The organism is Planococcus versutus (assembly GCF_001186155.3).
In the GTDB taxonomy this organism is placed as follows: Bacteria; Bacillota; Bacilli; order Bacillales_A; family Planococcaceae; genus Planococcus; species Planococcus versutus.
In genome coordinates this window covers 586,483-607,617 of the sequence record NZ_CP016540.2, presented here as the reverse complement: position 1 = coordinate 607,617, position 21,135 = coordinate 586,483, and the positions used below count along the sequence as shown (strand labels likewise).

Annotated in this window: 18 protein-coding genes and 1 pseudogene; 1 reads left to right on the top strand and 18 read right to left on the bottom strand. The window is 39.0% G+C overall.

The window, feature by feature from the left end; genetic code table 11:
- Positions 1 to 398: 398 nt before the first annotated feature.
- From I858_RS03175 to I858_RS03165, 3 genes are all read right to left on the bottom strand, one after another.
- Positions 399 to 3,158, bottom strand: a complete 2,760-nt coding sequence (locus tag I858_RS03175) for a type I restriction endonuclease subunit R (protein ID WP_049694479.1) — start codon at positions 3,156 to 3,158, stop codon at positions 399 to 401.
- Between the two features lie 228 nt (positions 3,159 to 3,386).
- Positions 3,387 to 3,641, bottom strand: coding sequence for a Txe/YoeB family addiction module toxin (locus I858_RS03170; protein ID WP_049694478.1), 255 nt, complete (start codon positions 3,639 to 3,641; stop codon positions 3,387 to 3,389).
- Positions 3,622 to 3,909, bottom strand: a complete 288-nt coding sequence (locus I858_RS03165) for a type II toxin-antitoxin system Phd/YefM family antitoxin (RefSeq protein ID WP_049694477.1) — start codon at positions 3,907 to 3,909, stop codon at positions 3,622 to 3,624. The genes I858_RS03170 and I858_RS03165 overlap by 20 nt, the downstream gene beginning before the upstream one ends.
- Positions 3,910 to 4,157: 248 nt before the next feature.
- On the opposite strand from I858_RS03165, the pseudogene I858_RS03160 reads away from it, so the two are divergent.
- Positions 4,158 to 4,345, top strand: a pseudogene (locus I858_RS03160) (sodium/glutamate symporter); the annotation flags it as partial.
- 77 nt (positions 4,346 to 4,422) lie between these two features.
- Here I858_RS03160 and I858_RS03155 read toward each other — a convergent pair.
- The 15 genes from I858_RS03155 to I858_RS17160 all read right to left on the bottom strand — a co-directional run bounded on the left by I858_RS03155 (position 4,423) and on the right by I858_RS17160 (position 21,076).
- Positions 4,423 to 6,150, bottom strand: a complete 1,728-nt coding sequence (locus tag I858_RS03155; protein ID WP_049694476.1) for a DUF262 domain-containing protein — start codon at positions 6,148 to 6,150, stop codon at positions 4,423 to 4,425.
- Positions 6,151 to 6,177: 27 nt separating this feature from the next.
- On the bottom strand, positions 6,178 to 6,945 hold the full coding sequence (locus tag I858_RS03150; protein WP_049694475.1) for a hypothetical protein: 768 nt from the start codon (positions 6,943 to 6,945) through the stop codon (positions 6,178 to 6,180).
- A complete protein-coding gene (locus tag I858_RS03145; RefSeq protein WP_049694474.1) occupies positions 6,935 to 7,789 on the bottom strand; it encodes a hypothetical protein in 855 nt (284 codons plus the stop codon). The genes I858_RS03150 and I858_RS03145 overlap by 11 nt, the downstream gene beginning before the upstream one ends.
- Positions 7,790 to 7,791: 2 nt before the next feature.
- Positions 7,792 to 9,702, bottom strand: a complete 1,911-nt coding sequence (locus I858_RS03140) for a hypothetical protein (protein WP_049694473.1) — start codon at positions 9,700 to 9,702, stop codon at positions 7,792 to 7,794.
- Positions 9,703 to 10,055: 353 nt separating this feature from the next.
- Positions 10,056 to 11,375: a short-chain fatty acid transporter gene (locus I858_RS03135; RefSeq protein WP_049694472.1), complete on the bottom strand. Its 1,320-nt coding sequence runs from the start codon at positions 11,373 to 11,375 to the stop codon at positions 10,056 to 10,058.
- A gap of 224 nt (positions 11,376 to 11,599) precedes the next feature.
- The gene (locus tag I858_RS03130) at positions 11,600 to 12,898 is read right to left on the bottom strand and encodes a TRAP transporter large permease (protein WP_049694471.1); all 1,299 of its coding nucleotides are present in this window, start codon (positions 12,896 to 12,898) and stop codon (positions 11,600 to 11,602) included.
- Complete coding sequence (locus I858_RS03125; RefSeq protein ID WP_049694470.1) at positions 12,895 to 13,383, bottom strand: TRAP transporter small permease; 489 nt, start codon at positions 13,381 to 13,383, stop codon at positions 12,895 to 12,897. The genes I858_RS03130 and I858_RS03125 overlap by 4 nt, the downstream gene beginning before the upstream one ends.
- Positions 13,384 to 13,415: 32 nt before the next feature.
- Positions 13,416 to 14,447: a TRAP transporter substrate-binding protein gene (locus I858_RS03120; protein ID WP_049694469.1), complete on the bottom strand. Its 1,032-nt coding sequence runs from the start codon at positions 14,445 to 14,447 to the stop codon at positions 13,416 to 13,418.
- A 26-nt stretch (positions 14,448 to 14,473) separates the two neighbouring features.
- Complete coding sequence (locus I858_RS03115) at positions 14,474 to 15,736, bottom strand: dihydrolipoamide acetyltransferase family protein (RefSeq protein WP_049694468.1); 1,263 nt, start codon at positions 15,734 to 15,736, stop codon at positions 14,474 to 14,476.
- A gap of 22 nt (positions 15,737 to 15,758) precedes the next feature.
- Positions 15,759 to 16,739, bottom strand: a complete 981-nt coding sequence (locus tag I858_RS03110; protein ID WP_049694467.1) for an alpha-ketoacid dehydrogenase subunit beta — start codon at positions 16,737 to 16,739, stop codon at positions 15,759 to 15,761.
- Positions 16,736 to 17,797: a pyruvate dehydrogenase (acetyl-transferring) E1 component subunit alpha gene (pdhA, locus tag I858_RS03105; protein WP_049694466.1), complete on the bottom strand. Its 1,062-nt coding sequence runs from the start codon at positions 17,795 to 17,797 to the stop codon at positions 16,736 to 16,738. The genes I858_RS03110 and pdhA overlap by 4 nt, the downstream gene beginning before the upstream one ends.
- A gap of 119 nt (positions 17,798 to 17,916) precedes the next feature.
- Positions 17,917 to 18,534 (bottom strand): TetR/AcrR family transcriptional regulator, encoded by a 618-nt coding sequence (locus I858_RS03100; protein WP_049694465.1) that lies wholly within the window; start codon positions 18,532 to 18,534, stop codon positions 17,917 to 17,919.
- Between the two features lie 194 nt (positions 18,535 to 18,728).
- Positions 18,729 to 20,213 (bottom strand): flotillin family protein, encoded by a 1,485-nt coding sequence (locus I858_RS03095; protein WP_049694464.1) that lies wholly within the window; start codon positions 20,211 to 20,213, stop codon positions 18,729 to 18,731.
- 112 nt (positions 20,214 to 20,325) lie between these two features.
- Positions 20,326 to 20,727, bottom strand: a complete 402-nt coding sequence (locus I858_RS03090; protein ID WP_049694463.1) for a hypothetical protein — start codon at positions 20,725 to 20,727, stop codon at positions 20,326 to 20,328.
- A gap of 175 nt (positions 20,728 to 20,902) precedes the next feature.
- Positions 20,903 to 21,076, bottom strand: a complete 174-nt coding sequence (locus I858_RS17160) for a hypothetical protein (protein ID WP_204249437.1) — start codon at positions 21,074 to 21,076, stop codon at positions 20,903 to 20,905.
- Positions 21,077 to 21,135: the final 59 nt, after the last annotated feature.

The window sequence follows — 21,135 nt, the reverse complement described above, 5'->3', positions numbered from 1 at the left end:
TCAGTTGCTTTGTTAGATTTTACGCACTAAGCTTCGGCGCGTCCACGGGGTAGCCGGAGCAATAAGACTGACGTTTTTTTCGTTTGGCTTATTGTGGGAGGCATCCCCAAAGCGTCCGAAGCGTTTTATCATCTTCTACTATTATACTCGAGCCTATTTACGATTTGCGCTAACTCGAGCGAATCATACTTAGAAGAAAGAGCGAAAGGCGGCGAAGAGCAAAGATGTGCTCCTGCATCGCTTCGCTAGCTTCGTGCAAAGCCGTGGCCCGAAAATTACTCGTGCCTTGGCTTTCCTGCGGGAACAGCACGAGCTGAAGACCCTGGACTGAGCAGAGCGAGGGAAGCGGCTGAAGCCGTGCCCCTGGGAAGCGTCCGCCTGCAGCGATTTCTTCCAAGCTACGAATACTTCCTCACATTATCATAGATAAAATCCTTTAACGCCTGAACACGTTTTCGCTTTTCTTTAAACGGTGCTTTGATCGCGTCATTGATTTCTTGGTCAGGGGATACGCCCGTATACTCGTATTCTTTCATAAAATACTCGAGCCGGTCTTCTGCCACTTGCACCTTCTCAGACATCGCTTGGATTTCTCGTTTGCGACGCTCGTTTTCAAAGTCGTGGTATTTCTGATCAATCGAGTCTTTATTCGTAAGCGTTGGTGCTACACCTTGTAAGAATTCCAATAATAGATCTCGTTTCAAGCGCATTTCATCGCTTGATGCTTCGTTCACTTCTTTAATCGCACGACGCACCGCTGCGTCACGCTCGTTTTTATTTTCAAAGTTGGTATTGCGCAAGAGCTCAAGAATATAATCGACATTGATTTTGTCCGTCTGCATCAATTCGATTTCAAAATCGATGTCGTTGATGACGGACACTTTATCTTTGGTGTTTTTATCGTTTTCATAAAGAAGTAAGTATTTGCTTCTGAAATCTTTATAGGTTTGTTCACTAATGCCCATGTCGGGTTGGTTAAAATCATATTCCACAAATGTTTTTAACTTTGTGAGGATGCGAGTTAAGTCACGGAATGAAATGACAAACTCTTTTTGCTTGGATTCGCCTTCTAAGTCGTCGACCGCTTCTGGTGAAATGGCAATGTCGAGAAGCTGATCTAATTGTTCTTTAAAGTCTGCCAAGTATTGATCATAAGGCTTCATAAGAACCGTTTCCGTGTCTCCCGTTTGAGAAAACAACCGAACAGCCGTATCTGTTTCTTCTTTTAAATTGCGGTAGCACACAATATTGCCGTATTGTTTTTTCGGCCCTTCGACACGGTTGGTCCGTGAGTACGCTTGGATTAAGCCGTGGTGCTTTAACGGCCGGTCCACGTATAAGGTACTCAAGGTTTTAGCGTCAAAGCCGGTTAAGAACATATCAACGACAATCAGCAAATCGATTTGTGCGGATTTCATTTTTTTCGAAACATCTGCAAAATAAGAAGAGAAATTTTCCGTCGTGTGATTGCTGCCAAATTCTTGATTGAAATCTTGCATAATGCGTTCAAGTGAATGACGCGAATGTTCTTCGCCTTCCACGCTTTCTTCGTTTGTCCCGAAACTAAAAATTGACGTAACTTTCATACCTGAATCGATTTTCTTAAACGCATCGTAATATTTAATTGCCGCGGGAATGCTTTCTGCTGTCAGTAAGCCGGTGTATTTCTTATTATGTGTTTTATTGGAATGAATGCTTGCGATGTGACGCGCGATCATGTCTATGCGGGTATCTGCTAGCCACAATTCTTGTTGGTCAATGCCTGGCACTTTGGTGACGTCATCGATGCCTTCTTTGCCTTTCATCGTACTGATGTATTCGACTGAAAAGCCAAGCACGTTGCCATCATGAATGGCGTCTTTAATCAAGTAGGTATGCAAACAGTCTTGGAATAAATCCGACGTGGTGCGGCCGTCTTGTGATTTGTTGTCGACAAAACGTGGGGTGCCGGTAAAACCGATGTATTGCGCGCGTTTAAAATGACGCTTAATCAGTAAATTCATCTCTCCAAATTGCGAGCGATGACATTCATCAATAACAAAAACGACTTTTTCGTTTTCGTACAGTTTCATCACATCACGGTACCGTTCCGTTTTAACGGCGTGCGCCATCTTTTGAATCGTTGTAATGATTCGTTTCCGGTTCGGATCTTTTAACTGCTTGACCAACACTCCAGTTTTGGTTGTTCGGTCGACAGAGTCTTTTTCGAATTTATTAAACTCTTCCATCGTTTGCGAATCCAGGTCTTTTCGATCAACAAGGAAAATGACTTTCTTGATGTCTTCCTGCTGCGCTAAAAGCTCGCTGGCTTTAAAGGAAGTTAAGGTTTTCCCGCTGCCAGTTGTATGCCACACATAGCCATTTCCTTCTTTTTCGATGGTCTGATGCAGAATGCGTTCAACTGCATAAATTTGATACGGGCGCATAACCATTAAGTGTTTATCGGTTTCGTTTATGATCATGTATTTGGACAAAACATTTTGCAACATGACAGGGTTTAAGAACGAAGCAGTAAATGCATCTAGTTTCGTGATGCGTTTATTGGCATCGTCCGACCAGAAAAACATCAAACTCTTCATCGGCTCCCGGTCCGAGTTGGCAAAATACTTCGTGTCAACGCCGTTTGACACCACAAAAACTTGCAGAAAGTTAAACAAACCACCGTAAGAATCTTTACGGTAGCGCATAATTTGGTTAAAGCCTTCAGCAAAATGAAGTCCTCTCCGTTTTAATTCAATTTGAACAAGTGGCAAGCCGTTGATCAGTAAGGTCACATCATAGCGATTGGTGTAACGTCCCACCACTGTGGTTTGATGCGTCACTTGGAGAAAGTTATTTTGGTAGTTTTGCGTATCGAATAATTTCAAGTAAAGGATGCTATCGTCATCGCGCGAAATGATTTCCTTATCGCGCAAAATTTTAGCCGACTCAAACACACTCTTGCCTTCAATTTTCAAAAGCAATCGCTCAAACTCTTTATCAGACAACGCTTGTCCTTCTAAGTTTTCTTCATTCAGCTTATTGATTTGTATGCGTAAGTTATCTTGCAATGCTTGGACAGAAGGAATGGAAACTCGTTCAAATCCTTGTCCCACGAGCTGCTCAATCATCTCGTTTTCCAGCTGCGCTTCCGACTGCGTTCTTGTTTGATGTACCATACGATATCCCCCTCTTATGGTAGTCATTCTATTTAGATAATTTTACCACATTGGAGGGAGAATGTAACTGAGGGGTATGTGAAAGAAAGTACGTTGTAAATGGAATGTTAAACTCATTCGATTGGATGAAACTAACTAATAAAAAAAGCGAACCCAAATGGATCCGCAAACGACAACGATATAAAATTTCCTTACTAGTTTTAAAGCCCGTAGGCATACAAATACTTTTCAATAATGAAATCTTGCTTGCGCAATTTTAACGGAATCATTTTCGACTTTATAAACCAAGCGGTGCTCTTGTGTAATCTGCCTAGACCAATAACCAGTCCAGTCATGTTTCAGCGGTTCTGGTTTACCAAGTCCCGTAAATGGATGACGCTCGATTTCTTTTATTAATTTGTTAATTTTTTTCACAATCTTTTTATCAGTAGTTTGCCAGTGAAGGTAATCTTCCCACGCCTGATCAGACCAGACTTTCAGCATGTTTATCTTCCTCGAGTAACTCGCGAACCGTTCCCTCGCCATTTTCTAGCTGAGTAATGGCTTCATTAAGTCTATCTCTATTCTCTTTCGTAGACATCAAATGAGCCATTTCACGATAGGAATTCAATTCATCTTCAGAGATTAATACAGCATTTTTACCAGACTTTAGCGTAATGATAACTTCTGTGTTGGCTTCTGTAACATCTTCTAAAACACTAAAAAGATTTTTTCTAAGATTAGTTGGAGTTGTTGCAGTAATTGACGACATGTCCACCATCTCCTTTTATGTACATTATAGCGTACATGTTAGTCGAAGTAAAATGGATTGACTCTTATGTGGAGGAGCAAAATATCGCTCGCCAAGTAACGACACAATTTTCAAACAATTTATATGGTTTAATAAAATGAAAAAACCATAACCAAAATGTTGATTTAGTATATGTAGTTATGCATAAATTATAAATTGTAGTGTATTGTTAAAATCGTTTAGAGTTGTTTCTTTCTCAGGGACACGTTTTAATGGTCGCTGGCTTTACCGGCACGGTCTCGGCGCCACCCCCAATGCAATGGCCAATGTAGATGCTATCACATCCAAATATGGTCATTCACAAAAATCATACTTGGTCGTACCAATTGTGGGCGCATTCTTGATCGACGTATTCGCCATACCAATAATTTTGACTACTATTAATATGTTTAGTTAAACTAATAAAAAATACCACTCTTTTAAATAATAAGGAAGGAGTGGTATTTTTTGTATATTACTATTAAGTCTTTAAACCTAGATATTATGTTTCTCATACCAAATATGGTTTGCTAACCTTATCATTGCACTTGTTCTTTTCTCAATTCTACTAACTTCCCAAGAATTCGTAGCTTCCGGTTGGTATGCCTTGATTGATTTATCGAATACTGTATTGCTGGTACCGGTGTTGCTTATCGGTAGTACAATAGCGCGTGTAAGCGTATTTTGTGTTTTGTAAGCTTCGATTTTTTCTTTAAAAGATTTATTTTTCAAAGAACTATTAACCGGTTTCGGAAGTAAAGTGAGATTGCCCAGCCTATTTACTAATAGTTTATACTCTGTTCCTTCTTCTTTAACATGATTCCATCCTGTCCCTTTGTTTTCTGGCATGATGTGTTCAATAGTTAGACTTGAGTAATTTCCTCCGTCTAAAGATTGAGCAAGTTTACGTAGCATGTAAGTAACCTTCTTTTTTTCAGAAGCAGTACCTAACTTCAATTGTGCTATTGAAGAAAGAGCTGCCTCTTTTTTATCTAATATTAAATCTTTTATTTTTCCAATAGCTTGATCGTATCTATCCTCACTTTGTAAGTCTATAGAGATCTCTGGGAAACTTCTTTCTAAAGTATTAAAGCGAGCACCTGTTGCTACGTAACTAAATACAAGAGATTCTAATAACTCATGAATTTTCTTTTGTTTTTGAGCGTCTAGATGTCTTGAAGCTAAACCTATTATTAGTGACTGTTTAACACCGACTTCTAAACAGGCTTGAATCTCCTCAGTCCCTCCGCCATTTAATAAACCAACATAATATTGGGCATTGTTATACAAATCATTTAACAAATTAAATATTTCATCAGCATTTTGTATATTAACTACAGATTCATTTTTTTCAAAGGTTTCATATATTTTATTTTTGCTAACGTATCTTCCCTTTGAGGCTAAATAATGTTTAAGAAATGTAGAGGCTGAGACGTAAGGCTTTCCATTTTCGTTACTTAAAACGTTGATAAACTGAGTCCAGTGATTAGCTCCATTTTCATATTCCTCATCGCTTAAATTTCGTAAAAGTAAATTTTTCAACAGATCTTCCGGTTGAAGTTTAGCTCCACGATCATTAAGAGTTTCAAAAATACGAAATGCCATATTTAAACTAGAACAAACCATCGGTATGACATATACTTTTCCGATAAGATATTCCATAAATTCTACTAATTCTGAATGAGGCATTGCAGATACTTCTTCCAGAATAGTATCCATTGCTGTCCACATATTTTTTTGTGATACATTTTGAGGTTGATAGCTAGAAATCGGCTGTGAAAGCTCTATTAGAGCCTGATAAAATTGATTATCAGTATTATGATGTGTCAATTTTGACGTTTGTTTCATCTTCCCTTGATGTAAATATGCTGTGAAAATTAGTTTTTTCCAGTAATCAGCAATACCTTCTTCTCCTTGTTCTTTACTTATATAGTTTGCAGCAGCTAATAAAAGAGTAATTGTTGTTATTCGCTGTTGACCGTCTACAACAAAGTGACTGTTTGGATCTTCATTAAGAGCAAATACCATGCCTCCTATAAAATATTCTGTTGCCTCTTCTGCTTCCATAGCCTCTCTAATATCTTCTATAAAATCAATTATATTTTGTTTAGACCAGACATAATTACGCTGCATTGAAGGAATCTTGTAATGCCGATTATCTGATGTTAAAAGAGAAAGAATATTAATTAACCCTTCTGAATTAAATGCATTTGTTATACTCACATTTTTTTCTCCTCTCTATTTTAGTTCTTATAAATATCTAATAATATGCGATACATCATAGTAATTTCCCAATTCTTTTAGTACTGCTTCTTTTAAGTCTTCCAGCTCCAGCATCGGAGTCATAACAACAGGATATGCTTTATTAAGTTCAAAAATAACACGACGTCCATACCTTTCATCCTTACCTAGCTCTGGACGATCTTTAATTTTAGCTTTCATGATACTTGAAATTCCAAGTTCATCAACTACATTTAATATTTTTAATAAAAAATCTCCATTTCGAAAAACTTCATATTTGATGATGTAATTGTACAAATCTAAATTATCCACAATTAAATTATAATACCGTAGTTTCTCTTGCGAATTTGAACTTGCATCCTCTACATATTCTGTAGCAAGAACACATTTATAAATATAATTTTCCCAGTCAAATTTTTTCGTCACTATATTGGAAAACTCTTTTTGGTTCTCTAATATAATTGGATACTTTTCAATCATATACTCTCTTAGATGTGTCACGAGAAATGAATGCCATGCTTTTTCGTCCAAGTGAATATCCCGCTCTGAGGAGATATAGTTTTCTGATAACACTTTAAATGCTTCTAAGAATTGCTCTTTTCTTTGCTCTTCATTGCCCTTCCCCATATATATTGGAAAAGGGACATTACTAGGAAATGAAACCGTTTCCTCAGTAAAATACTCATCGTTATTTAAGGTGCGATTTTCTTTAAAATCTTCATAAAATTCATCACTTTTATCATATCCATTTTTTAAGAGCCTCACTTTAACTTCCATTAGTAGCCAACTCCTTAACAGCTGTAGCATGCTTCTCAATGATGCGATCTGAAATCAAATATATTACTTGATCAAGAACTTGTAAGTTTAAATCTTTTATCATTTTCTTAGTCATTAATTGATACAACTTAAAATCAAGCATATTAGATGGCGGATTGATTTGAGAAATTTCGACTGTGTCTTCTCCTTCATCGCTATACTTTCCGATAAATTCTTGCAAAGCTGCACGTAATCCCATATATACATAAGTATTATTTAGAGCATGACTCTTAGGCATTGATCCAAATTGAAATTCACTATTTCTATAGTGAATAATTATCGTTTCAGATCCTAGTTCTATTTTTATATCTGATTTCAATGATTCATCAAGTTTTTTTTCAAACAATTCAAGCGGATTTGTGCTACTACCGTCAAATAAAACAATGTTTGAAAAACCAAGAATAGAGTGCTTTGGTACAATAATTTCATTTTTAAAAGATGTATAAAAGTCATTAAGATCATGATTATCTCGAAACGATATCTCCTGAGTAGATTGCAAATGCAATTGAAGAGATGTTCGACTACTTAGTGAAATTCTTGATTTCGGAATTTCTACATAACTCTGTCCATTTTCTAAACTGTAGAACTTACTATCCTTAGATTGTAAAATTAGTATCAACTTTGCTTTCCCTATATCTAGTAGGTATGACAAGAACGAAGATGTAATTACATGCTTAATCTCAAAACGGTACATATTTATATTTTCTTCAAGATCAATATCCAACTTGAATTCACTTTCTGTATAACTCATCGAAGAATTTGTTAAAACTGGATATGGAAAGTTTGCTTCTTTTTTATAAATCATCTCTATACCTCCACATAGTAAATGAATTTTAGCGAACGATTATAATTAGCATTAAATTCAATTTCTAAATCAATAACGCCTTCATTAATATTCACATCTTTTACCATATGAGATTCGACTGTATATTTTTCTTGGGATTTCCGGTCACTGATAGTATCGTAATTGCTATTCAGATCAAATGGATATTCGTCCCCTTTACCGTCTACGATGCGAAATGCAATATCACATTTTTCAACATTTTTCATTTCTTTTAAAGCACTAAAATTAAACTGGACAACCTCTTTATTAGGTAAGATAATTCGTTCTACTAAGTTCGGATTCACACTAAACACTTCTTTAGACTCTTCTGCCTCATCTGATAGATCTTTCTTGCGCGTTAAACCAATTTGCGCATCTGTATCACCCGTTCTTTTCCCACCGTTCTTATTGCTTTCTCCCTTAGCAACCCTTTTTGAAGGTGAATCAATAGATGCTTTTATGATGGATTTACCTTTATTTATTACTACAGTACCCAATGATTTTTTCAGTTCTTCTTTGAAGGATAATTCGGTTGTATATAGTACATCTCCAGTATCCATAAAACCGTCTGTAGGGTTGTTTTTCTTCATTTCTTCTTCAATAATTTGAGCAATTTCGCGTGAGAGACTATTAATAAATTGACGTGCTTGTCTTTTCAACTGAGGATCATCTATACTCTCATGAGAAATTTTAGTATGGGATTCATTTTCTAATGATTTCAAGTATTGATCTTCACGTGCACCTCCGATTAATACAGCATTAAATGGTTTCGACGCATTGCTAGCTACTTTAAAGTCTTCAATTTTCATTCCCATGGTTCGAAAAATTGCTACTCGTCCTTTTGGTATTTCCTCATTGTAAACAAAGTAAAGTTTGAAGTTGAAATTGGTTATTCCATTTGTTACCACTAAATCTTTTGGCTCTGAATTTAAATAGGTATCTACATATAATTGCGTAAATTCTTTCTTCATTTTCGTTGTATCTTGCTCATAATAGCTAGGGTTTTTCATATAGTGCAAAATTGTTTCTGCAGACAGTTCTTGATCGTTTATATTTACTACTAAGCTCCCATTTAATATAGCTACAAAGAAATTGTCACAAACAGTTTTAATAATGTTTTTTTCATTATCAAATTCTTTTCGAAAGAACGGAATAACTATTTTTAATCCTCTCTGTTGCTTTTGAAAAACCTGGTCAAAATCATTTTCAAACGGTATGTATTTTGTTTGTCCTCCATAAATCTCTTGAACTTTAGAGAAATACCCTGAGGCCCGATAACAACTACCTTCATGAATATGCTCGATTAATTGGATAGTCCCACCCAGATGCTGATCACCATGCTCATCACAATTAGCAAAGTACATTAAATGTATATCTGAAGCAGCATTAGAAGCTATTTTTCCAATACCATGTGATCCCCCGCGGGCTGTTTCAAGAGAAGCATCACTTTCTTCTGAATGAAATCCTTTATTATATGCATAAATACCAAATGTATCTTCTGGCGAATTACTTTGGCCATTACGTGCACCTGTAAGAGCGCGCGTATTCAAATCTTCAAATGAAATGTATCTAACATTGTTTTCTTTAATTGACTTCTTCATATGCTCTATAGTTTCTTTGGTATAATTATTACGGCCTACTAAACTATGAATATGATCCTCTATTTCTTCAATACCAGGTATGCTATTTTTCTTCATGTCTCCCGTTTCAATATTTACAATAACAGGTTTATCGCTTCCTACTAATTTTCCATCGATAGAATTTTGTATATTCTCCCGCACTAATCCCTGAACACCCATGCCATAAAAACGCTTTAAAACAGGATGAAAGTTATATTCTTCTATATTGCTTATAGGTGAAAATTGGATAGTATTAGTTAACGTCTGAATTGACATTTTTACCACTCCTTTTTATTTTAGATCTAACTACTAAACAAATAGTTTTATTTTAAATGAAACTATTTACAATGACTTAGTTAAATTACATTACTTTTCATATAAATATGTTAACATTATTTTACTAATACAGGTACAATAAACGAAATATTTCAACGATTTTATTAATATTATCTTCTTTATACACTTTTATGACTTACAAAAGGATTTATTCTTAAACAGAAATATAAAGTATTTATCTATATAGAATTGAATTATCTTCGTTGCATAACTATTTCTTTTAAACTCGTGTTATTTAGAACACCAAAAAAGACCTCACCCAAAAATAGGCAAGGCCACTCTCCATCTTTACTTTACAAAAACAACAATCCTGCCCCAATCACAACACCACTAACCACCAAGACAATCACACAAAAGCCCATAATGTCTTTTGCTTTTAATCCGGCGATCGCCAGTGCAGGTAATGCCCAGAACGGCTGGATCATGTTTGTCCAGGCATCTCCCCATGCAACAGCCATCGCGACTTTTGCGGGATCGCTGCCCAACATCTCAGCTGCTTCTAGCATAATTGGTGCTTGTACAGCCCATTGTCCGCCACCAGATGGAACGAAAAAGTTAACGAGTCCGGCACTAAGAAATGCGAAAAGTGGGAACGTGTCGACTGTTGAAATATTGACGAACGCTTCTGAAATGACGGCTGCTAAACCAGATGCTGTCATCATGCCCATGATTCCTGCGTAAAACGGGAATTGGACGATGATGGCGCCTGCTCCTTTGACTGCTTCTTGAACCGCGATCAAGTACTTGCGCGGTGTTCCGTGGAAAAGAATTCCGAGGAACAAGAACATAAAGTTCACCAAGTCGAGTGTTAACGCAAAGCCATTTTGGATAAAGTAATAAACAATAAAAGCAATTCCCATCGCGCCAATGACCATCGATAAAACCCAGCTGTTTTCCAAACGTTCTGCTGGTGTCATGTCCGCTTTAGCCGGTTGTTCTTCAACTTCTGGTTCCACCAGCACTTTCGGATCAACCACAACTGTTTCTTCTTTTTTCGGCATCATCAATCGATTTAATAACGGGACACTAATCACTAATGCCGCCACAATGATTAAGTTGTAACTCGCAAAAATCGTTTCACTCGTTGGAATGATGCCGATTTTATCAACAAACGGGTGGCCTTCTGTTGCGATTGATAACGGAATCGATCCTGAGAACCCCGCGTGCCAAATTAAAAATCCTGAATAGGCACTGGCAATGAGCAAACGGTAATCGACGTTTCCAACGCGCTTTGCCAATTCTTTTGCGAACAACGCACCAATGACTAACCCAAAGCCCCAGTTGATCCAGCTCGCAGCAAGTGATACTAAAGTTACCCATATGATGGCACTGCCTGGCGTTTTGGCGAAACTCGCCAGCTTGCCTAATCCTTTTTTAAAGATTGGGCTGCTTGCTAAGACAAATCCGGTAACGAGCACCAAGACCATTTGCATCGAGAACGCGAGTAGCGCCCAAAATCCTTCACCCCAAAACGCTACCATTTGTACCGGTGAGGAATCGGTTAAACCTAAACCCAGTCCAAAAACGACCACTGTTAAGATAATGACGAACAAAAACGGGTCCGGTAAATAGCGTTCCATTAAGTTATTCGAAAAGCGTGTAATTCCTTTCATCCTTTTGTTCCTCCCTTGTATTGAAATTTGTACTCTATTTCTTATGCTACCTCAATTTGTTTAGTTCATGTAAAGAAAATAGAATATTTCGATTAACAGAAAGATTTTTTCAGGTATAGCGTACTGAACCTTCCTTTTCTTTTCCAAAACGACAAAAGGCTGTCACCAAAAGTCATTTTTTTGACTTTTGGGACAGCCTTTCTTTTTATAGAGACATCAACTTCTTAATCCATCAAATCCGGTATAAACATGACCAGTTCGGGAACAAAAGTCACGATCACAATAACAACAAATGAGACAAATAAAAAACCCGGTAGGTATTTTAAAATAGAGCCCATCGTCGCACCGGCTATTTTGCCAGCTAAAAACAAGTTAATCGCCATTGGCGGCGTAATGAGGCCCACTGCCAATGTGACGACCACAATAATTCCTGCATGAACTGGATCCAATCCCACAATGGGTACGAGGATGGGATACACAATCGGTGTTACTAAAATAACACCCGTTACTGAATCCATCAACATGCCGATCAGCGTTAAAAATAACAAGATGATCAGCAAAATAACCCAAGTTTGATCGGTTAGCTCAAGTAAAAACGCAGCAAGGCTTTGCGGAATTTGCTCGATTGTCAACAACCGTGAAAAAATTGTAGCAAAAACCAATGTTACCATTAACATTGCTGTATTTAATGCCGAAATTTTGGAGGCTTCCAAAATTTCGCTCAAGTTGAGTTCTCTGTAGATTAACGAACTTACTAGCACCGCATAAACCACTGCTACAACTGCAGATTCTGTGGGTGTAAAAAAGCCACCGTAAATGCCGCCAATGATAATGACAGGCATAAGCAATGCCCAAAATGCTGTTTTTCCAGTAACAATGATTTTACGAAGTCGTTTTTCGTTTCCGACAATCAGCTGTGATTCTTCGTTTTCTGTCAAGTCAAACTTCCGTACGTACAGTTGATTGACTATAATGAATCCCACAATAAACAGCAGGCCCGGAATAATTCCAGCAACAAAAAGATCACCAATCGAGGTATTTGATATAAACCCGTACATCACCATTGGGATACTCGGTGGAATAATCGCTCCGAGAAAAGCACCCGAAGCCGTTAACGTAGCGGCATATCCAGCAGGGTAATTGGCTCGTCTCATCTCTGGGATCATCATTCCTCCAACTGCTGCAACCGTCGCAACTCCTGAACCAGAAACTGCGCTAAAAAAGCCACTGGCTAAAATGGTAATAATGCCAAGAAAGCCTTTTACTTTTCCTACTAAAGAAGCGGAAAAAGCAACGATTCTTTTCGAAATGCCTCCTTTACTCATCAATTCTCCAGCATATAAAAACAGTGGAATCGCCATTAATGGAAAAGAGTCGAGCCCTGAGTAAAGTACAGCAGCAAACATATCCGGTGCCAAGTTAGAGCCAAAAAATATATAGACAAGTGATGCAAAAGCAAAAGAAAAGACAATAGGCGCTCCGCTTAAGAGGACGAGGATAAACGTTACTAGCATAAGAATCATTTACGTCTCCTCATTTCCGTTAAGCTGGCGATAATTTTGACGATAAAATGTATCAACGACAACACGCCGCCGATGACCACTGGAAGAATGACGACCCACATCGGAAGTCTTAAAATACTTGTGCGTTGTCCAAAGGCTAACTGTTCTTGGAAATAACTAAATGCCAGATAAACAAGTCCAGCAGCAAACAGCACACCTAAACTATGCACAAACATATCCATCATTTTTTGTCTTTTAGGCGTCTTCAAAAGTGAATCGAGCAAGTCGATGCGTATGTGATAATTTTGCTGAAACGTAGCTGCTAAGCCTAAATACGTAATCCACAACAATGAAATTTTAGCCACTTCTTCTGTCCAGGGGAGTGGAATCGGCATTAGTTTTCTTGCCAGCACTTGAATAAAAACGACGCACGATAAAAGGATGAGTAAGCCTGTTACAATGCTATTCTGTACTTTCGTACTAACTTGCAGGTATTTTTTTAGCATGCCCTCTCCCCTTTACTTAGAATACAAATTCATCATTCTTGATAGCCAGCTTCTTCCAAAATCATGTTTGTTAAATCTTCACCGGCTTCTGCTCGAACTTCATCTACCAAGTTTGTTGTTGTTTCTTTGAAAGCCGCTCGCTCTTCATCTGTTGGACGGAACGTTTCCAAACCGGCTTCTTCCATTGCAGTAATTGAGTTTTCGTTAAATTCTCTAATCGCTTGACGTTCAACTTCACTTGCTTCTTGTGCAGCTTCTTCTAAAGCTTGTTGTTGCGTATCGGACAGTTCCGCCCAGACTTTTTCACTAACGAAAAAGCCGATTGGTGAATATTGATGATTGGAAACCGTCAAATAACTTTGATGTTCATAAAATTTCGCGGCGTAAGATAAAATAGGTCCATTATCTTGACCATCTACTACTCCTTGCTGTAAAGCGGCATAGATGTCTGGGAAAGGCATTGGTGTAGCCATTGTTCCTAAGTCGGAATACCAGTCAGCCAGTACTTTACTTTCAGGTACGCGCATCTTAAGTGATGACAAATCTTCTGGTTTTTCCACAGCTTGCTTGTTGTTTGTAATGACACGGAAATCATTATGTCCCCATGCTAAGTTGCGCATGCCTTTTTCAAGCATCAATGCAGACAATGCTTTTCCTGCTTCGCCATCCATTAAAGCTTCTGCTTCATCGAACGAATTAACCAAATATGGAATATCGATAACAGACATTTTGGGTTCGAATGCGGAATACACAGCAGAACTGATCAATCCCATATCCAGTGATCCGTTTTGAACCGCTTCTAGCATTTCACGTTCTCCACCAAGTTGACCGTCTGGAAATACGGTTAACTTCATTTGGCCATCTGTTTTTTCATCAAGTGCATCAGCTAATGCTTGTGCGCCTTTGTAATGAGGACTCCAATCCCCAACGACTACCCCAATTCTTAACTCGATTGGCTCAGCATTATCTTCTGTACCGGTTGTTGAACTAGCTGTTTCTTCGCTACCACACGCGGCTAATAACGTCAGTCCCGCAATCATCAATAATAACAGAAATTTTTTCATCTCATTCTCTCCTTTTTTCGTTGCATTTATTTTGCTTCTAAAATGAGCAACTCGGGTTTTTCCAATAATTCTTTAATGCTGTGCATAAATCTTCCGGAAGGCTCTCCGTCAATCACGCGGTGATCAAATGTTAACGACATTCCCATCATGTGACCGATTTGAATGTCATCTCCAACAACAATCGCTTCTTTTTTAATTTTGTGGATTCCCAGAATCGATACTTCTGGATAATTGATGATGGGTGTTGCATACCAACCGCCTTGGCTACCTGTATTGGAAATGGTAAATGTGCTTCCAGTAAGGTCTGTTGACTTAAGCTTTTTATCACGTGCTTTTTGCGTTAGTTCTTCAAGTTCTTTTGCTATTTCGAGAATGGATTTTTTATCGGCATGTTTGATGACCGGCACAAGCAATCCATTTTCAGTAGCTGTCGCTATGCCGATATGAATCCCTTGATGATAGTGAATTGCCATGTTTTCTTCATCGATAGAAGAATTGAAAATCGGGTATTTTTTCAATGCATGTGTGACTGCTTTAATAATAAAAGGCAAATACGTTAATTTTAGTTTTTGTTGTTCTGCGGTTAGCAAGAGTGTTTTACGCATTTGAACGAGTGAACTGACGTTGATTTCATCCATTCCTGTGCACATCACTGCATGTTGTTGCGCTTTTGTCATTTTTTCAAAAATAAGTTTGCGTGTTCCGGTAATTTTTTCTACACGGTCTTCACTTGCCGAGAACACTGCGGTTTGAGTCGTTGCTACTGAATCCAGCTTTTGCGCTTGTTTTTGTTGAATGTGCTGTCCATTTTCAATAAACCGCTGCAAATCTTTCGCTAAAATTTTACCACTTTTGCCAGTAGGCTCTACTTCTCTTAAGTTAACTCCCGCATCTCTTGCAGCTTTCCGTACAGAAGGTGCCGCTACTATTCTGTCGTTCGGATTCTTTTTTGCCGTTTCTTCAGTAGCAGTAGTCGGTGCTGGGATTTCGTCAAGTGGCGTCGGAAGTTCTGTGTCTTGTGCAGTAGCTCCTTGTGTTCTTTCATCTGAAATCCCAGAAAATCGAACAAGCACTTGGCCTACTTTGATGACTGTTCCTTCTTCACCACCTAGCTTGTCGATTTCTCCAGAAACAGGGGCAGATATTTCAACAACGGCTTTATCGGTTTGAACTTCTACGATGCTGTCATTTTCTTTTACTAGATCGCCTTCTTTAACCAACCAACTTACAATTTCTGCTTCATGCAACCCTTCTCCAATGTCAGGAAGTTTAAACTCATAGATAGACATGTAAGTCCTCCTTTCTTTTGTGTTATTCCTCCAACACAGCTGTAATTGCCGCGTTAATTCGTTTTTCATTTGGCAGCCACTCTTCTTCTACCATTGCCGTTGGATACGGAGTGTCATAACCTGCGACGCGAAGAATAGGCGCTGCTAAACTGTATAATGCTTTCTCACTAATCACTGCTGCAATTTCGGCACCGATTCCACCGGTTTTGACCGCTTCGTGCACGATGATGACGTGTTCGGTTTTTTCTACCGAAGCGATGATAGTTTCTATATCGAGCGGTGCTACCGTTCTAAGATCGATAATTTCGATGGAGACGCCTTTTTCTGTCCACCATTTTTCTGCTACCGCTTTAACGGTATAAACCGGCGGTCCCCACGTAATAATTGTAAGGTCTTCTCCTTCACGCAGCTTATTGGCTTTGCCAATTTCAACTGTGTACTCTTCTTCTGGCACTTCTTCTTGAAAAGCACGATATAGCTTCATAGGCTCTAGAAACAATACCGGATCCGGGTCACGCATGGCCGCAATTAACAATCCTTTAGCGTCGTACGGGCTACTTGGCATGACAATTTTCAGTCCTGGCGAATGAGCAAATACACTTTCAAGAGAGTCAGAATGCAACTCTGGTGCCCGGATGCCTCCGCCGTATGGCACTCGAATGACCATCGGCGCTGTTTGAGTTCCTCCTGAGCGGAACCGTAGACGGGCAGCCTGTGCTACCAATTGATCCATTGCTTCGAACACAAAGCCCATAAATTGAATTTCAGCAATGGGTCTCAAGCCTCTCGCAGCCATCCCAACAGCTGCGCCAATAATGGCCGATTCTGCAATGGGTGTATCTACTACACGGCGTTCGCCAAACTTTTCAAACAATCGATCGGTCACGCGAAAGACACCGCCATTTTTACCAATGTCTTCTCCCAGTAAAATAATTCGTTCATCTTTTTCCATTTCACTTTCAAGTGCTTGATTGATCGCTTGAACTATAGTCATCATCGTCATGGACGCTTCTCTCCTTCCGCTTGTACTTGCTGTTCTACTAACTGCGGTGTTTTTTCTTTATAGATATGTTCAAATACATCCGTTAATTGGCTTGGTTCCTCTGATTGTGCTTTAGTAAATGCCTGTGTCACCAATTCTGCCATTTCATCAAATAGCTGTTGGTCTTTTTCTTCATTCCAACTACCTGATTCTGTTAAGTATTTTTTTATACGAACTAACGGGTCTTTCTCACCCCACTCTGACTCTTCATCGGGTAGGCGGTATTTTGTTGGATCATCCGCCGTAGTATGAGGTCCTTGTCTGAATGTAACCGCTTCGATCAATACCGGCTCACCAGCTTTTGCTTTTTCAATTGCTTGTTTCATCGTCATGTACATGGCAACTACATCATTGCCATCTACTCTCACACCCGTAATGCCGTACGCTAAAGCTTTTTGAGCAATTGTTTTACTGGCCGTTTGTTTTTCAAACGGCACACTGATTGCCCATTGATTGTTTTGGACAACAAATACAATCGGTAATTTGTAAACACCTGCAAAATTAAGTGCTTCGTGAAAATCTCCTTCTGAAGTTCCACCATCTCCAATATAGGCAACTGCTACACTGTCTTCTTTTTGATATTGACTTGCCCATGCTCCGCCTACTGCGTGGAGGTATTGCGCTCCGATAATGATTTGAACAGGAAAGACATTAGCTGCATGTTGAGCCAGTCCTTCTAAGTGGCCCATTGTATACATAAAGAGTCTTTCCATAGGCATTCCTTTCATGATAGAGACTCCTATCTCTCTGTAGCTTGGATAAATCCAATCCTTTTCACCCGTCGCGTAAGCGCTTCCAATTTGTGCAGCTTCTTGTCCTTGTAAAGGTGCATACGTTCCGATTCTTCCTTGTCGCTGCAGTTTCATAGCTCGCACATCAAAAACTCGAGCTTTTACCATTCCCTTGTACATTTCAAGAAGTTGCTGCTCACTTAGTGAAATATCTGTCTGTAGCGCTTTTCCCTTTTCATCAATGTATTTAATGGTTTTGATATCTAATTGGTTTTGTTCAATCCACATGAATTGACCCCTCTTTCTATTTTTCAATATTTTCTGTTAATTTATTGTACAAAGATATTGACATCGTGTCAACTTCTTTGAAAATAAAAAACCCTGCTTGTTAAAGCGGATTTTCAATCTTACTTATACAAACCAAAATTGTAGATTTCAGCAATATTACGTGCGATTTCTGTATGATCTTGAGTCGTGTTCCCTAAAACAATCTTCCATAAAAACTTTTCACCCGGATAGTACAGCGAGCCTGCTACAATACGCGAATTGTAATCGGAGTTTCGGCTCAATCCTCTTTCTTTAACCAAGTCTACGTTTTTAGAAATCCGTTCAATAAAGCGTTCTGTGATTTCTTCCCATCTAGTAAGCACCATTTCAGAGTGACCAAAGGCTTTATAAAAAAGAGCAAGCCATTCTTTATGCGCAATTGCCAATTCAAGAAAATCTGAAATGTTTTTTTCTGTAAACTTAAGGGCATCTTCTTTCGTAGTTGGCGTATAAGCTACTGAAGCCACTTGGTAAAAGTCATCCATAATATCTTCCATGATGTTCATGAGCACTTCATCTTTTCCGTTATTAAAATGAGAGTAAACAGTTCCATAACCCACTTCTGCTGTTTCAGCGATCAATGTGATGGTCGTATTTCTAAAACCATTTTCTTTAAATACCTCTCTAGCAGCATCTAGAATTTTTTTCCGTGTTCGTTCTGCACGTATGACATAGCCATTCTTTTTTTCTTCTTTCATCTGTATCCCTCCTTTTTAATCAAACCATATAAGATTTACATAGTTTATCATAGAAAGATCTGGCGTTCATGTCTTTTTTAACACGTACGTGTACCTGTTAAACATTTTCAAGCTAGTACGGAATATGAAAAACCCAGGTGGAAATTGCTCTTAAAAGCAATTTCCACCTGGGTTTTATACTTCATGCTATTCTTCTATAGCTCTTCAGGGGATGTAGTCGAATCCTCGACTTCTTCTTTTTGTAACATGGGCATTGTCGCGACCGGTGCTTGTTCTGCAGGCTTTGTGTTGCGATTGACGTAAGACTTCAATAACTCTCCAATGTCGATGCCGGTCATTTCTTTGAGTGGCTCTTGCATGTCAACCATGGTTTTCGTGACGCTTCGGCCGAACGACGGAATGCCTTGGCCATTGCCAGAATCAATGATTTTCACCGATTCGATGTTGCTCAGTGGCAAGGCTACTTTTTCAGCAAAGACTGGCAGCATATCGATTAGTTTTTCGGTGATGATGACGTCGCCGTGTTCTTCCATTGCTTCAGCAAGCAATTTGCGGGACTCGGCTTCAGCTTTACCGCGTTCGCGGATCACTTCTGCTTCTGCAGCTCCTTCGTCACGTCTGATTTTAGCTTTCGCTTCTCCATCAACCACAGCACGACGCGCGTCTCCTTCAGCGGAACGTGTGGTTTCATAGTACGTGGCGTCTGCTTTTGTTTTACGAACTTTACTTTCTTCTTCTTCTAATTTAACAGCACGTTCTCTTGCCACGAATTCCAAGTTTAGTTGCTCTTCTTGAATTTCCATTGCCAGCTTGGCTTTTTCCAACTCATACGATTGTTCCGACTTGGCGCGTGCACGTTCGGTTTCTTCTTTAAATGCGGCGTCTTTAATGTCTTTTTCTTTTTTCGACTGAGCGGTAGAAATTTGGCGCAAGTATTCTTCTTCTTTCGCTTCTTGATCGGTTTGCGCACGGTGAATACGTGTTTCACGTTCCGTATTGGCTTCGGCGATTTCAGCAAGTTTCCGCACTTCTGCGATACGCGGTCGACCTAAGTTCTCCAAGTATCCGTTATTTTCATCCGCATCTCGCAAATCGGTCAAGCCGAGCGAAGTGATTTTAAAGCCCATCAAGTCGAGTTGTTTTTGTGCGATGTCTTGTACGTCCGTGTTGAATTTCTCGCGGTCGCTGTTGATGTCTTCTACGGTCATTTTCGACAGGATCGCACGTAAGTTACTGCCAAGCACTTCAATAATCTCTATTTCAATTTCCTCTTGTTTTTTTCCAAGAAACTGCTCAGCGTAATTGGCAATGCCGTTTAATGTGTCCGCTACTTTGACCATTGCTACCGCATCCGCCACAATTGGCACACCCGCATTGGTGTAAACGCGTGGTGTTGCAAGTTTCAACTGAAACGACGTTAAACTAACTGGCGTGGACGTTTGGAAACGTCTCAATAAATAACCGCCACCTCGAATGATTTTCATCGAACGTCCTTCGTCGTCAGTGAAAATATTGGTGTCTTTTGCGGGGTCTCCTAGTTTCGGTCCAGTAATGATTAACGCTTCATTGGATTTTGCCGTGCGGTAACGAACTTTCATCCAGAAAAAATACCCAAGTCCTGCGAGTGCAGCGATAATGACTAATGCGATAACGACAGTAATAACTCCTATTGATTGCATGCTTTTCCCACTCCCTTTTGGCTGATTGACGCAACTCATTTTTTTATGTATTAGCGTCTATAGTCTTAATACGGTTATATTGTCTAAATGTTTCAAAAAAAGTAAAAAATTTTTATGGACGGTAACCGTACTCAAGATTAAAGACGAATTTAAAGAACAATATCAGTAAAGCCCCTAGCAAAAGTCCACTAGCAATGAAGATTTTAGCAGGAAGCGTTTGAACTCGTTGAAATCCACGGTAAGAAAGATACAACAAAATTATTCCGAATGGCCAAAAAATCAGATTTGATGCAATCCACACCCATTGCGAATTTTCTTCCCAGTAGGCAGCAGGAACAGGTGCGATGTCTTTATATGTGTCATTGATAGTGGTGTACTTGTGGATAAACATAAAAGACAAGCTGCCGTAATAAATGACGACAAGGCTTTTCACCCACCAGTTAAAATAAGGAGTAATCATCGCTATCAACACAATCGTTCCCACCACACTAACGAACAATGTAAAATTTTGCACGGCTTTGCTCCTCTCTTGGTGCTTCTTTATTGTACGTTCCGCTGGAAATTAAGTTCCGTTTGATCCACAGCTTGCGATCAAGTCAAAAAATGCATTCCATCACTCGTTAACTAGTGAAAAACAATAAAAACTCCACAAAAAAAGCCAAGCTTTATTAGCTTGGCCATGCGATCAATCATTTTTTTGTTTTTTCTTTTATTTTATTCGCAACGTCGTCTTTCATGACGAGTGCTTTTTCTTTATAAGTGGTGGCTTTTTCTTTGTAGTCGTCTTTGTTTTCTTCCCAATGGGCTTTGCCTTTTTCGATCGACTTGTCTTTGATTTGGTTGAGCTTGTCTAGAAATGCCATGTGAATCATCCTTCCGTTTGTCTTGCCGCTAGAGCGGTCAAGTAAACTAATGTAAGCAT